At 73.1% G+C, this 13939-nt stretch carries 11 protein-coding genes; 5 read left to right on the top strand and 6 right to left on the bottom strand.

Annotated elements, in window-relative coordinates:
• The first annotated feature begins 467 nt into the window (after positions 1–467).
• Positions 468–1073: a polysaccharide deacetylase family protein gene (locus K7G61_RS11770; RefSeq protein WP_374204118.1), complete on the top strand. Its 606-nt coding sequence runs from the start codon at positions 468–470 to the stop codon at positions 1071–1073.
• A gap of 239 nt (positions 1074–1312) precedes the next feature.
• Here K7G61_RS11770 and K7G61_RS11765 read toward each other — a convergent pair whose 3' ends face one another.
• Both K7G61_RS11765 and K7G61_RS11760 read right to left on the bottom strand, forming a co-directional pair.
• The gene (locus K7G61_RS11765; protein ID WP_225846693.1) at positions 1313–2569 is read right to left on the bottom strand and encodes a GH25 family lysozyme; all 1257 of its coding nucleotides are present in this window, start codon (positions 2567–2569) and stop codon (positions 1313–1315) included.
• 140 nt (positions 2570–2709) lie between these two features.
• The gene (locus K7G61_RS11760) at positions 2710–3570 is read right to left on the bottom strand and encodes a peptidoglycan-binding protein (protein ID WP_225846692.1); all 861 of its coding nucleotides are present in this window, start codon (positions 3568–3570) and stop codon (positions 2710–2712) included.
• 205 nt (positions 3571–3775) lie between these two features.
• On the opposite strand from K7G61_RS11760, the gene K7G61_RS11755 reads away from it, so the two are divergent.
• Positions 3776–7612 (top strand): hypothetical protein, encoded by a 3837-nt coding sequence (locus K7G61_RS11755; RefSeq protein WP_225846691.1) that lies wholly within the window; start codon positions 3776–3778, stop codon positions 7610–7612.
• A 42-nt stretch (positions 7613–7654) separates the two neighbouring features.
• Here K7G61_RS11755 and K7G61_RS11750 read toward each other — a convergent pair whose 3' ends face one another.
• The 4 genes from K7G61_RS11750 to K7G61_RS11735 all read right to left on the bottom strand — a co-directional run bounded on the left by K7G61_RS11750 (position 7655) and on the right by K7G61_RS11735 (position 11356).
• Positions 7655–8524: a helix-turn-helix domain-containing protein gene (locus tag K7G61_RS11750; protein WP_225846690.1), complete on the bottom strand. Its 870-nt coding sequence runs from the start codon at positions 8522–8524 to the stop codon at positions 7655–7657.
• A gap of 172 nt (positions 8525–8696) precedes the next feature.
• On the bottom strand, positions 8697–9686 hold the full coding sequence (locus K7G61_RS11745) for a hypothetical protein (RefSeq protein ID WP_225846689.1): 990 nt from the start codon (positions 9684–9686) through the stop codon (positions 8697–8699).
• Positions 9687–9892: 206 nt separating this feature from the next.
• Positions 9893–10369, bottom strand: coding sequence for a peptidase inhibitor family I36 protein (locus tag K7G61_RS11740; protein WP_225846688.1), 477 nt, complete (start codon positions 10367–10369; stop codon positions 9893–9895).
• A gap of 561 nt (positions 10370–10930) precedes the next feature.
• Entirely contained in the window at positions 10931–11356 is a 426-nt protein-coding gene (locus tag K7G61_RS11735; RefSeq protein ID WP_225846687.1) for a YjbQ family protein, read from the bottom strand.
• Positions 11357–11532: 176 nt separating this feature from the next.
• On the opposite strand from K7G61_RS11735, the gene K7G61_RS11730 reads away from it, so the two are divergent.
• From K7G61_RS11730 to K7G61_RS11720, 3 genes are all read left to right on the top strand, one after another.
• Entirely contained in the window at positions 11533–12666 is a 1134-nt protein-coding gene (locus K7G61_RS11730) for an NAD(P)-binding domain-containing protein (protein ID WP_225846686.1), read from the top strand.
• An 81-nt stretch (positions 12667–12747) separates the two neighbouring features.
• Positions 12748–12948, top strand: coding sequence for a hypothetical protein (locus K7G61_RS11725; protein WP_225846685.1), 201 nt, complete (start codon positions 12748–12750; stop codon positions 12946–12948).
• A 153-nt stretch (positions 12949–13101) separates the two neighbouring features.
• Positions 13102–13887: a (Fe-S)-binding protein gene (locus tag K7G61_RS11720; protein WP_225846684.1), complete on the top strand. Its 786-nt coding sequence runs from the start codon at positions 13102–13104 to the stop codon at positions 13885–13887.
• Positions 13888–13939 lie beyond the last annotated feature (52 nt).

Raw genomic sequence — 13939 nt, 5'->3', positions numbered from 1 at the left:
TCCAGGCAGCCTCCCTTCCGGAAGGGTGCGGCATAGTCCGCTTGCGCGACTGTGCTGGCCTGTCGGGCTCGCGTCGTACGGGTCGGATGATCTGATGAAGGGGTGGCCTGTATCACTCCGCGGGTGAACGCCCGAAAGCGCGCGCCTCCCCCGGAACACGTTCGGAAGACCCAACTGATCTGCAACGCACGGCTGGACGGCGAACAGGGCGGACGGGCAGAGGAATGTCGCAATGGCGATCCACCCCGGAAGGGCGTTCTTGGCTGAGGGTGACGGGTTCGGTCACCGTGGCGGTAGTGGTGATGGCTGCGTTGTTCTCCGCGCTTCTGGCCCCGCGTGAACCCGGCAAGGCCACCGTTGCCCGTGACCGGAAGGAGCGGCCGGAACGGACGGCGCCCGCCACGCCGCCGGCGCCCGCGTCCTCCCCCCGGGCCGCGCCGCCGCGGGCCGCGCCTCTCACCCCTGCGGTGCCCGACTCCATCCAGCACCAGGCCGAGACGCCTGGCAGAGCGGTGAACATCACCTTTGACGACGGTCCGGATCCCCGGTGGACGCCACAGATCCTGGACGTCCTGCGTTGGCACCACGTGCACGCGACGTTCTGCATGATCGGGCCGCAGGCCCTGGCTCACCCCGACCTCGTCAGGCGAGTCGTGGACGAGGGGCACCGCTTGTGCGACCACACCGTTCACCACGACACGACGATGAACCACAAGCCGCTCGGCTACCAGGAGTCGGAGACCCTCGACGCGCTCGCGATGATCGAGGAGGCGTCGGGCGGTGCCCGCGTGGAGTACTTCCGCGCTCCTGGCGGGGCGTTCACCCCCGGGAACCGTGCCCGGGCCGCGCGCAACGGCATGCGACCACTCGGCTGGAACGTCGACACCAAGGACTACGAGGAGCCCGGTGCGACAGCCATCCTGCGCACCCTCCGGGACGAGATCCACAACGGCCCCACCATCCTCTTCCACGACGGCGGCGGCTACCGCGGTCAGACCGTTGAGGCTCTCGACCTGGCTCTGACGTGGCTTCGGGCCCACGGTTACGCCTTCAGTTTCCCGAAGGTCGGCTGACACGGCGGGGGCACCTTCCTGGCCGCTGCTTCCCCTGCCACCGGGATGATCCTCCACGCCACCTGTCACCTGACGCACGCCAACGCGTATTCGGCGGCGTTCTCGGCCGGGGCGGTACCGGCGTCGGCCTGCCCTCGGCCCGGCCCGAGGACGCGGGCGACACGCGCGGGGGGGCGGTACCTGGCTGCCAGGTGCGGGTGAGGGCGCCGTCCACACCGGCCGGGTGGACGGCGGGTGGTTCACGAGACCAGTTGCTGCCAGGTGTTGGGGCCGACGATGCCGTCGGCGGTCAGACCCTCGGCCGTCTGGAAGGCGATCACCGCGCTACGGGTTGCCGGCCCGAAGTCCCCGTCGACCGTCACCGACCGGCCATGCGCGGTCAGTTCGTCCTGTGCCGCCTTCACGGCGGGACCGGAGTCGCCCTGACCGACGGTGACGATCAGGGCCTGCCAGGTGTTGGGGCCGACGATGCCGTCGGCGGTCAGACCCTCGGCCGTCTGGAAGGCGATCACGGCACTACGGGTTGCCGGGCCGAAGTCGCCGTCGACCGTCACGGACCGGCCGTGGGCGTCGAGCAGGTACTGGATGGCTGTGACGCTGTGACCGGTGGCGTCCTGCGAGACCACGGGCCAGCCGCCGCCCGACGGCGGCGGGGGCGGTGTGTAGGTGCCGTGTGCGAAGGTCCTGAGGTCCGCCAGGCCGCCGTTGAAGAGGTCCTGGTCGCCGGGGAAGGTGCCGCTGCTCGCGTTCTGCCAGATGGTCCAGGTGGTCCAGCCGGCCGGGAGCGGCGTGGCGGAGCCGCCGTAGTTCGCGATCCACAGGGGGTCGTGCTGACCGGGGGCGGCGGAGTTCCCGGTGCAGGTCGACCACCAGTCCCGGGTGGAGTAGACGATCGGGTAGCGGCCGGTCCTGCTGTGGTACTCGGTACTGAAGGCGGTGATCCAGGAGACCATCGCGCTCGGGCCGAGGCCGTAGCAGGTGCTTCCGTAGGGGTTGTACTCGATGTCAAGCGCGCCGGGGAGGGTCTTGCCGTCGTCGGACCAGCCGCCGCCGTGGGCGACGAAGTAGTCGGCCTGGACGCTGCCGCTGGAGACGTCGGGAAGGGCGAAGTGGTAGGCGCCACGGATCAGGCCGGCCGCCGCCGAGCCGTTGTACTGCTGGGAGAACTGGCTGCTGGTGTAGTCGACGCCTTCCGTCGCCTTGGCGTAGGCGAAGGACGCCCCCTGGGACGCCACCGACGCCCAGTTGATGTTCGCCTGGTACGCGCTGACGTCGAGGCCCTTGAGCGTGCCGGAGGAGTCGGGCACGGCGGCCGGACCCGGATCGGGTACGGCCCCGGCCCGCGAACGGGCGGCCGCCCCCGAACCCATGTGGTCGGCGTCCTCGTGCCAGGGGCGGGACGGTGCCGGCGCCGCGCTCGCCACCGCGTGCGGCACGGCGGTCAGTCCGGTCAGTACGGCGAGGCCGACGGCGGCGGCCGCGAGTGTTCTGTGCATCAGAGGGTCTCTCCACGTCTCGGGGCGGGCGGGGCGGTACCCGGACCGGCGCCGGCCGAGGGGCCGGCGCCGGTGCGCGGGGTGGAGCGGGGTGGAGCGGCCGGTGGGCGCGGCGCGCCGGGACCGGCGGGCGACGTCGTTCAGGCCCGGACCAGGCCGTAGAAGACCGAGCTCGACAGCGGATAGCTCTTGTCGTAGACGCCGATCTGGCTGGAGTTGCTCGGGTTGGAGGTGTTGCCGGAGATCACGTAGACCGTCGATCCGCTGACGTGGTCGACGATGCCGATGTGGTAACGGTTGGTGGCCGTACCGAAGATGATCATGTCGCCCGGGAGCGCGTCGTGCAGCAGGCTGGTGCCGTACCAGCGGTTGTGGCTGACCGCCCAGTCGTAGACGTTCGGCACGTACGTCATGAACGGGATGTTCTCGCCGGCGTCACGCCACACCCAGGTGGCGAAGGCCGCGCACCAGTCCGCGCAGATGCTGTACGGCTTGCCGGGGACGCAGTTGCCGGAGTCGGCGCGCACCCCCAACTGGCTCTTGGCCACGCTGACGATCTCGTCGCGCTGGGCGTTGCCGGTGTGGCAGCTCGCGACGAGCCGCGTGATGCCCATCGACTTCATGGTGTCCGGCCCGGCGATGCCGTCGGCCGTCAACTGGTGGGTGCTCTGGTAGTTCTTGACGGCGTCGGCGGTGCCACTGCCGTAGTCGCCGTCCTGGCTGACGCCGGCCTTGCTCTGCACCGCCTTCACGACGGTCTCGAGTTCACCGAGCGTCTGCGTGCCGATGATCCCGTCGACGCTCAGGCACCGGTCGCTCTGGAAGGTCTCCGCCGCCGCCTCGGTCTGCGGTCCGCTGATGCCGTCGACGGTGCCGGCGTTGTACGCCAGCCCGTTCAGATCGGCCTGTCCCAGCTTGATGTCGGTCGAGTCCGCCGACGCCGCGGTGGGTCCGGCCAGTACCGCGCCGGAGACGAGTACGGCCGCCAGAGCGCCGATCACAGCCCTCCGCGTACGTCGCGGCGCCTGGGATTTCACCGTGCTGCTGCTCATGGTCGTGCGTTCCCCCTCGGTCGGTTGTCCCCGCCACGTGAATGCGGCGGTGGCTCGTTTGTAAGGGAGGAGGCGTTGTCCGCTGTCGGTCGCTGGACGCCGGACAACAGCCCTCGCACAATGTGCGGTTACCGGAAAGGAACAGGAGTCACAGGTGCCACGCAGTGAACGTCCGTTGGACGAAGAGGACAGCCCGCTCGGCGAGTTCGCGGCGGATCTGCGGAAGCTGAGGGAGAAGGCCGGTGCTCCCCCCTACCGGAAGCTGGCCCGGACCGCCCACTTCTCCTCGACGACGCTCGCGGACGCCGCGGCCGGCCGCAGACTGCCGAGCCTGCCGGTGACCCTCGCGTACGTCCGGGCCTGCGGCGGCGACCAGGCGCAGTGGGAGGAGCGCTGGCACCGGCTGTCGGCGGAACTGAACGGCGCCGGGGATCCGGTGGACGCCGGGGGCGAGGCGGGCGAGGACTGCCCGTACGCCGGCCTCAGCGCGTTCCAGGCCGGCGACGCCGCGCGCTTCTTCGGCCGCGAACGGCTCACCGACGACCTGGAGACCCGCGTCCGCGGCAACCGGTTCGTGGCCGTGTTCGGCGCCTCCGGGTCGGGGAAGTCCAGCCTCCTGCGGGCCGGCCTGCTCCCCCGGGCCTCAGCCGGGACCGCGCCATGGACCACGCTCGTCCTCACCCCCGGCCCGCACCCCCTCGAGGAGTGCGCGGCCCGGCTCAGCGCCCTCACCGGTGCCTCCCCGGTCGCTCTCCTCGACGACCTGCGCACCGGCCCGCGGGCACTGCACCTGACCGTGCTCCGGATGCTGGCCGGACAACCGCAGGACGCCGAACTCCTGCTCGTGGTCGACCAGTTCGAGGAAGTCTTCACCCTCTGCGCCGACGAGGAGGAACGCGCCGCGTTCATCACCGCGCTGCTCGCGGCGGCCGGCGCGGCCAACAGCCGGACGCGGGTGGTCCTCGGCGTGCGGGCGGACTTCTACGGCGCCTGCTCGCAGTACCCGGAGCTGGTGGACGCCGTGCAGCACTGCCAGCTGCTCGTCGGCCCGATGACCACGGAGGAGCTGCGCAGGGCCGTCAGCAGGCCCGCGGTCGAGGCCGGGTGCACGGTCGAGGGAGCACTGCTCGCCCGGGTGGTGGCCGACGCGACCGGTCAGGCGGGCGTCCTCCCGCTGGTCTCCCACGCGATGCGCGAGACCTGGCGCCGCAAGCGCGGCAACACGCTGACGGTGAGCGGGTACGAGGCCGCGGGCGGCATCCCGCACGCCCTGGCCAACACCGCCGAGACCGTGTACGCCGGCCTCACCGGCCCTCAGCGGCGCCTGGCCCGCGGCATCTTCCTGCGGCTGGTCTCCCTCAACGACAAGGTCGAGGACTCCAAGCGCCGCCTGGCCAGGGACGAACTCGACTCCAGCGCGGACGCCGTCCTGGACGCGCTGGCCCGGGCCCGGCTCGTCACCCTGGACACCGGCACCGTGGAGATCACCCACGAGGCGCTGCTGCACGCCTGGCCCCGGCTGCGCGACTGGATCGGCGAGGACCGGGCCGGCCTGCTCGTCCAGCAGCAGCTCACCGAGGCCGCCGCGGCGTGGGACAGGGAGCAGCGCGACACCAGCGCGCTGTACCGGGGAACCAGACTCGCCGTGGCCCAGGAGTGGGCGAGGGACCACGCCGACGACGTACAACTGAGCACGTGGGTGCGGGAGTTCCTGGCCGCCTCGGCCGGGCACCAGGGACGCGGCGTCCGGCGGCGCCGCGCGGCGGTCGCCGCCCTCGGCCTGCTGACCGTGCTCGCCGTGGCCGCGGCGGGACTTGCCTTCCAGCAGCGGTCGACCGCCAGGTCCGAGCGTGACAGCGCCGTCTCGGGCGAGGTGCAGGCCCGGGCGAACGAACTGCGGGGCACCGACCAGTCGCTGGCCGCCCGGCTGGACGTCGCCGGCTACCGCATCCACCCCACCCGCTTGCTGTCCACCGATCTGCTCGGGACCCGGAGCGAACCGCTGTCCACCGCCGTCACCGGCCACACCGGCACCGTCTTCGCCGTCGCCTTCAGCACGCGCGGCCACCTCATGGCCACCGCCGGCGGGGACGACACCGTCCGCCTGTGGGACGTCACCGACACCACGCGCCCGGCACCGCTCGGCCCCGCGATTCCCGCCCGCAGCAAAGGCGTCATGTGGCTGGCCTTCAGCCCGGACGGCCGGACGCTGGCCGGCGCCGGCCGCGACGGCTCCATACGGCTGTGGAACCTCGCCGACGCCAGGCACCCGACCGCCTGGCCCGCCCCGCTGCGCGGCCACTTCGGTGTCGTCTTCTCGGTGTCGTTCGCTCCCGACGGGCGCACGCTGGCCAGCGCGGGCGACGACGGCACCGTCCGGCTGTGGAACGTCGCCGACCCCGCCCGTTCCGCTGAGATCGGCCCGCCCCTGCGCGGCCAGGAGGGTGCCATCGCCTCGGCCGTCTTCAGCCCGGACGGCCGCACCGTCGCCGCCGCCGGCCACGACCACACCATCCAGCTGTGGAACGTCAGCAACCCCGCCGAGCCCGCGAAGTGGGGGAAGCCGCTGGCCGGCCACACCGACACCGTCTACGCGGTCGCGTTCAGCCCGGACAGCCGGATCATGGCCAGCGTCGGCAACGACTTCAGGATGCGGTTGTGGGACGTCTCCGACCCGGCCGCGCCCGTGGCGCTGGGAAAGGTCGACCACGCCGGGGCCGACACGATCTACGCGGTCGCCTTCAGCCCGGACGGCAAGGAGGTGGCCACCGCGGGCGCCGACCAGACCGTCCGGCTGTGGAACGTCACCGACCCGGACGACCCGCTCCCGCTGGGGTCCCCGCTCACCGGCCACACCGGTTACGTCTACTGGCTCGCCTTCAGCCCGGACGGCCACGCGCTGGCCAGCGTCGGTGCCGACCGGACAGTGCGCCTGTGGGACCTGCCCGAAACCGTGCTGCCCACTCCCAGTTACGAGAACACCGTGGCCTTCGGCCCGGACGGCCGGGTCCTGGCCGCGGGCAGCACCGACGGCGCGGTCCGGCTGTGGAGCACCGCCGATCCCCGCCGTCCCGAAGCCCTCGGCGACCCGCTGCCGGGCAACACCAACGCCGTGAACCACCTCGAGTTCAGCCGGGACGGCCACCTCCTGGTCAGCGCCGGGCGCGACGGCACGGTCCGGCTGTGGGACGTCACCGACCCGGCCCACCCGCGCGGGTACGAGCCGTTCGGCCACGGCACCGCGGCCGTCACCACCGCCGTCTTCAGTCCCGCCGGCCGCGTCCTGGCCAGCGCCGGGTACGACGACGCCGTGCGGCTGTGGGACGTGGCCGACCCCGCCCACCCCCGCGAGATCGGTGGCCCGCTCGCCGGGCACACCGCGGCGGTCCGCACACTGGCCTTCAGCCCGGACGGCCGTACCCTCGCCAGCGCCGGCGCGGACGACACCACCCGGCTGTGGAACGTCACAGACCCCGCCCACCCCCGGCCGTGGTGCCCCCCGCTGAACGCGCACGCAGGGGGCGTCGGATCCGTCGCCTTCAGTCCCGACGGCCGAGTCCTCGCCACCGCCAACGACGACCACACCGTACGGCTGTGGGACGTGCACGACCCCCGCCGACCCGCCGTCCTGGCCGCACCGCTCACCGGACACACCGCCTTCGTGCTGTCCGTGGCGTTCAGCCGGGACGGCCGCACCCTGGTCAGCAGCGGCAGCGACGGGACCATCCGGCTGTGGGACGTGGCCGACCCTGCCGCGCCGGCCGCCTCGGGCGGCGCCATCAGCGGCCACACGGGACCGATCGACCAGGCGGTGCTGAGCCCCGACGGCCGCACCCTGGCCAGCGCCGGCGACGACCACACCGTCCTGCTGCAGGCGATGGACACCGGCGAGGCCGTGCGGCGGATCTGCGCCACCACGACCGGCGCCCTCACCCGGCAGGTCTGGGGCCAGTACATCTCCGCCCTGCCCTACCGGGAGGTCTGCGGATGAGGCGGCGGGAACGAGTTCGTACGCCCCTGGCCGCGGCGCGGCTCAGCGGAGCGGAAGATGCCTCCTGCGCCATTCCCCGGGGGGCAGGCCGTACGCCTGCCGGAAGGCGCGGGAGAACACGGCGTCACAGCTGAACCCCCAGCGGGATCCGATCCTGCCGGCGCTCACCCCGCACATCGCCGGATCGGACAGGTCGGCCCGGCAGCGCCTCAGCCGCTGCTCCAGGACATAGCGGGTGACGGTCCGGTCGTCCCGCCGAAACAGGTACTGCAGGGTGCGCACGGACATGTGGTGCGCCCGCGCGATCCCCGAGGGGGACAGTCCGCGATCGTGCAGATGCAGGGCGATGTACGCGGTCACGTCATCCAGGAGCGCGTCGTGGCGAGCGGCTCGCGCGACCGGCGCGTGAGCGGCCGAAAGACTCGCCAGGAATACGGCGGCCAGGTCGATGGCGGCCGACCCGAGCCGCTCGGTCGGGGCCGCCTCCAGGGTCGGGGCGACATCGGCGACTCCCTCAAGAAAACGGGCGAGAAGCGCAGCCGGTCCCGAGACGGACGGCACCGGGCGGCAGGCCAGCCGGCCCAGCGCCCCGGGGGGAATCGGCAGGGCGCGCGGGGGCAGCCGCAGGACCGTCGCGCGGGTCGAGGCGCCGGCGGTCTTCGAGACGGCCACCGGCCGGGCCGGGTTCCACAGGACCAGGTCTCCGGAGTGCAGGCGGGTACCGCCCTGGTCGTGCCGCACCAGCAAGGGCGCCCCCGACACCAGCGTCAGCGGCCAGGTGACCGATTCGCTGACCGCCTCCCGCGCGGCGAACGCGGCCGACACCCCGTACCGCAGCACCGCCACCCGTACCCCCGCGCCGAGCGCGACTTCGGCGTCCGCCGGTGACCGGCTCCCTTTTCCCTCGACCATGTTCCGACCCCCGTTGCTCCACTCCAGTGACGGCTTCCGCCCTGCCGTTCTACGGCCGGTCGCCATGTCAGGGGTCGGGGCCGAGGCGCCGGACAACGCGGTCGGGACAACGCGCGGCGGCGGGCGAGGTGAGGCAGGACGACGCGGACGGCAGGCGGGGCGCTCGGCGTGGCTATCCCGCGAGGTGCGCCTGGACGGCCGCGGCGGTCGCGTCGCGCTCGCGCTTCACCTTCTCCAGGTCGGCGCGGTGCCGGGCGATGTCCCGGACCTGGTAGGCGGACTCCACGGCGAACCACACCTGGACCAGGCCGGTCCGCTGCTTGCAGGCGACGTCCGCCACCGCCTGGGCGATCTCGGCGCGGTCGGGCCGCGCGTCGTGGAGCGTACGCAGGCCGGCCGGAGCCTTGAGCGGATCGGCCGGCAGGTGGTAGCCGTGACCGCGCATGCAGGAGTTCCAGGCGGCGAAGACGCGTGTCACCCGCGGATCGGCGGCGGACGCGGCGAAACTGTCCGACTTGATCGTGGCGACTGTCTGCCCCGGCGCCGTACCCGGCCCCTGCGGGCTCGCCACGTCAGGGAACAGGTCGGCGCTCTCCGCGGAGCACCCGCCGGCCGGAAGAGGCTTCCCGTGGAAGCGGGTGACCGGCTTCCCGGTGCGCGGGTCGGTACCACCGAAAACGGTGCTCTGGGCGTCGGTCAACGGGGCCAGGACACGCGATGACGCCGGCGAGGGCGCGGAACGCGCGAGGTGGTAGCCCCACACCGCCGCCGCCGAGGGCGCGCTGACACCGTATCGGCGGTTCATCACGGCGAACTCCTGCCCGGCGTCCGGGCCCGAGGGCGGCGGCCCCGCGTCGGGGTAGTCGAGCCCGAACCGGGCCATGCACGCACGCAGCGCCCGGTCCTGTTCCCAGCCGAGCCGCGCGCCCTGCAGCGGCGTCAGCATGTAGGCCTCGATGGGCAGATGAAGCGCCGAGGCCGGGACGTCCGTGGGGACGGCGGCCACGGTCGGGGGCGGCGCGGCGGCGGTGCTCTCCGTGACGTGCGCGCTGGTCGTGCCGGTCGTGGTGTTCGCGCCGTTCGCGCACCCGGCGAGGACGCTGATGCTGGTCGCCAGCAGCGCGGCGGCTGCGATGCCCGCGCGGGATGACGCGGCAGCCATGATGCCTCCGGTAAGGGGGTCGTATCGGTGTTTCCGGACTCGGGCGTGTTCCTCCGGGGCACGAACGGGCGTGACCGACGCGCGGACACGACGGGCCGCGGACACGACGGGCCGCGGACACGGTGGGCCGCGGACACGGTGGGCCGGGGGCGCGCGGCGCCCCCGGCCCGGACGACCGTGGTGCGACGGGGTACGGCTGTCCGCGCTCAGTAGGTGGGGGTGGAGCAGCCGCTGCGGCTGTCGTCCACGGCGACGGACTTGTCGAGGTTGCGCAGGGCGGGGCCGAAGTTCCCGCCCTTGTGCGGGCTCAGCCAGTCGGAATCGCCCCAATAGTAGGTGGAGTTCCAGATGGCGACGTTGCAGCCGGTGTTGTTGTCCGCCGAGGCCGCGTCGTTGTAAACCCGGTCACCGACGCCGGCTCCCGACCCGCCGAAGGTGAAGCCGCTCAGGTCCTTTTCCGCGGAGTACTTGGTCCCGAACCGCCCCCCTGTGCCGCCGGGCGAGTAGAACAGGCAGATCTTGAAATAGGTCGGGCAGGAGCTGGAGCTGACCGTCCATGCCGAGATGTTCGCGCTGTCCGCGTGGGCGGAGCCCGCGAAGCCCCCCATGGCGAGCGCGGCACCCGCGGTGAGCACCGCGGACCGGCTCAGCAGTTTCTTCCCGAACCCGGAAGTAATGTTCATGCGCATGCCACTCCGTTCCATGGGAACGCGGCGAGTTCGTGCGCCGCGTTCCGGCTGAAGAGTCCAGAGGGCGATGACCGGGTGCGCTCCACGACGGCTTCCGGCAGCCCTGTGCCAGGACGTGCGCCGTGATTCCCCCCGGGGTATCGACCCCTGCGACAACAATGCCGACCGTCCCCGCGGCCGTCTTTGCGCGCCGGCGAAACATCTTTGACCAGTCGCGAACAGCGAGCCGCCACCATGATCGGATCGGATCGGATCGGATCGCGGTCCGGCTCGGACCCGGCAACCGGCGACGCCGTTTCGCCCTCTTTACCGGTGATCGAACTCCTGGAAGCACGGTGAACCGGTCCGGGCCCGTGGCAGTCGCAGCGGGGTGTCTCGTGCTGTGCGGGTGCGCCACCTCGGTGAGCGCGGCCGGAGCGGCGCACAGCACGAGCGCGTCCTCACAAGACCGCGATCACCACGCCTGGCGGTCCGCAGTCCACGAGCGGCAACCCGATCCGATCCTCAACGGCCGGACCGATGCCCGGGATCGGCGGCAGCACCCTGGCCGGACGATCAGCCCCCCAGGAACGAGAGCCGAACCCTGCGGTTGACATTGTCGACGTTGGTGTCCACGAGCACGACCGACTGCCAGGTGCCCAGTTCCAGCCGGCCGCCGATCACCGGGAAGGTGGCGTGCGGGGCGACGAACGCGGGCAGTACGTGGTCCCTGCCGTGCCCGGGGCTGCCGTGGCGGTGCCGCCAGCGGTCGTCGGCCGGCAGCAGGTCGCCGAGCGCGGCGAGCAGATCGTCGTCGCTGCCGGAGCCGGTCTCGATGACGGCCACCCCGGCGGTCGCGTGCGGGACGAAGACGTTGAGCAGCCCGTCCCGGCCGCGGGCGACCTCGCGCAGGAAGGACGCACAGGCTTCGGTCAGGTCGTGCACGGCTTGCGAGGACCCGGTGGTGACGTCCACGACGCGGGTGGTGAAGGTGTCGGCCATGCGTCCATGGTCCCCGAGCCGCGGCCGCCCGCCACACCGGCCCCGGTGACCCCGACGCCGTCGGACCGGCCCCGACACCCCGACACCCCGACGCCCCGGCACCCCGGCACCCGGCGCCCCGCCCGTACGGCCGAGCGTCCGGGAAGCAATGCCCGGGCCGGGCGGTTGGTAGAACTATGAACGAAACAGGCGTGCGGGAGGTCGAGGTCGCGGTCGCGGGCGCGGGGCAGGCGGGCCTGTCGGCCGGGTACTTCCTGCGCCGCGCCGGCTTCCGGCCGGAGCGGGACTTCGTCGTGCTCGACCACTCCCCCGGCGCGGGCGGCGCCTGGCAGTACCGCTGGCCGTCCCTCACCTACGGCAAGGCCCACCGCGTGCACGACCTGCCCGGGCTGCCGCTCGGCGAGGCCGATCCCGGACGTCCCTCCGCGGAGGTGGTGAGCGCCTACTTCGCCCGCTACGAGCGCGCCTTCGACCTGCGCGTGCGGCGTCCCGTGGACGTCCGCGCGGTGCGCGACGACGCCGGCGGGCGGCTGCGGATCGAGACCGGGGAGGGCGCGTGGTCCGCGCGGGCGCTGCTCAACGCGACCGGCACGTGGGACCGGCCCTTCGTGCCGTACTACCCCGGTCAGGAGACCTTCCTGGGGCGGCAGTTGCACACCGCGGGCTACCGGGGCGCCGCCGAGTTCGCCGGGCGGCACGTGGTCGTGGTCGGCGGCGGGACCTCGGCGGTGCAGTTGCTGCTCGAACTGGCGAAGGTGGCCCGCACCACCTGGGTGACCCGCAGACCGCCGGTCTTCCGCACGGGTCCGTTCACCGAGGACTGGGGCCGCTCGGCGGTGGCGCTCGTCGAGGAGCGGGTCCGGGCCGGGCTGCCGCCGCAAAGCGTGGTCAGTGTGACGGGCCTTGCCGCCACCGAGGAGGTCCAGGACGCGCGGGCGCGCGGCATCCTGCGCCCGGAGCCGGTGTTCGACCGCGTCACGCCGCACGGCGTGGCCTGGAACGACGGCCGCACCCTGGCGGCGGACGTCATCTTGTGGGCCACCGGTTTCCGCGCCGCTCTCGACCACCTCGCCCCGCTCGGGCTCCGCGAACCCGGCGGCGGCGTACGCCTGGAGGGCACGCGTGTGCTGAAGGACCCCCGCGTTCACCTGATCGGGTACGGACCGTCGGCCAGCACCATCGGAGCGAACCGGGCGGGCCGCACGGCCGTACGCGAGGTCCGCGCGCTGCTCGCGGGCGGACAGCGGGCGCGGACCTCGGCCGCGGCGGACGCCGTCCGCGCCCAGGAGCCGGTGCCGGCGACCGGCTGACCGCGCCCTTCCTTACCACGGCCCGGGCCGGTGTCCGTGTTGGTCCACCGCGGGCCGCGCGCAGCCTCTAGGTTGTGGGGAATGGGGACTGAGAGCTGGAAGTCGGTGCTGTCCGGCGTGTCGGCGTTCGCCGCCTTCTGCGCCGTCGTGCTGATCGTCGTGGCCGTACTGGGCCAGGTGGGCTGGTCCGCCGTCATCTCGGTGGCAGCGGTCGCCGTGGTGAGCGCGGCGCTCTCGCTCGCCGCGGACAGGCGCGCCCACGCGGACGGCCGCCACCAGTAGGGGGTGCGGCGAGTCGCCGGCGACCCGCCGTACCTCTGACACGAGATACATCCGATGTATCCTTCCGTGCCGCGCGGGCTTGCGGCAGGATGGGCGCATGCGTGAGCCACAAGCGTCCAGCGGGCGCCGCGCGGCACTCCCGGGGAGCCGGCCGTGCGCGTAGCCCTCTTCGTGACCTGTGTGAACGACCTGCTGTACCCGGACACCGGGCGGGCGGTCGTCCGGCTGCTGGAGCGGCTCGGCGTGACGGTCGACTTCCCGATGGCCCAGTCCTGCTGCGGCCAGGCCCACTTCAACAGCGGCTACCGGCGCGAGGCCGAGCCGATGGTGCGGCGGTACGCGGAGGCGTTCGCGGGCTACGACTACGTGGTGGCGCCCTCGGGGTCGTGCGTGGCGATGGTGCGGGACGCCTTCCCGCTGATCGCCCGGCGCGCCGCCGACGAGGGCCGGTCGACCGGGCTCGGCGAGGCGGTCGCCGCCGTGGCGCCGAGGACGTACGAACTCACGGAATTCCTCGTCGACGTGCTGGGGGTGACGGACGTGGGCGCGTACTTCCCGCACACCGTCACCTACCACCCGTCCTGCCACGGGCTGCGGATGCTGGGCCTGGCCGACCGGCCGCTGCGGCTGCTGTCCGCGGTCAGGGGCATCGAGTTGCGCGAGTTGGAGGGCGCGCAGGAGTGCTGCGGCTTCGGCGGCACGTTCTCGATGAAGAACCCCGACGTGTCGGCCGCCATGGGCGAGGACAAGGTCCGCCACGCCGTCGGCAGCGGGGCACGGGTGCTGTGCGGCGCGGACAACTCGTGCCTGATGCACCTGGCCGGGATCGCCGAACGGCAGGGCGCGCCCTTGCGGACCGTGCACCTGGCGGAGATCCTCGCCTCCACCGAGGAGAAGCCGTACCGGCCGCCGGACGGGGCGGGAACGCGGAGCCGGTGACCCGGTGACGGTCGGTCCGCGGGCCACGCGCGAACGCGGACCGGGGCGGTAC

Source organism: Streptomyces sp. HPF1205 (genome assembly GCF_020400825.1).
Lineage (GTDB): Bacteria > Actinomycetota > Actinomycetes > Streptomycetales > Streptomycetaceae > Actinacidiphila.
The sequence above is the reverse complement of the archived record's forward strand: the minus strand, read 5'-3'. Positions and strand labels throughout refer to the sequence as shown.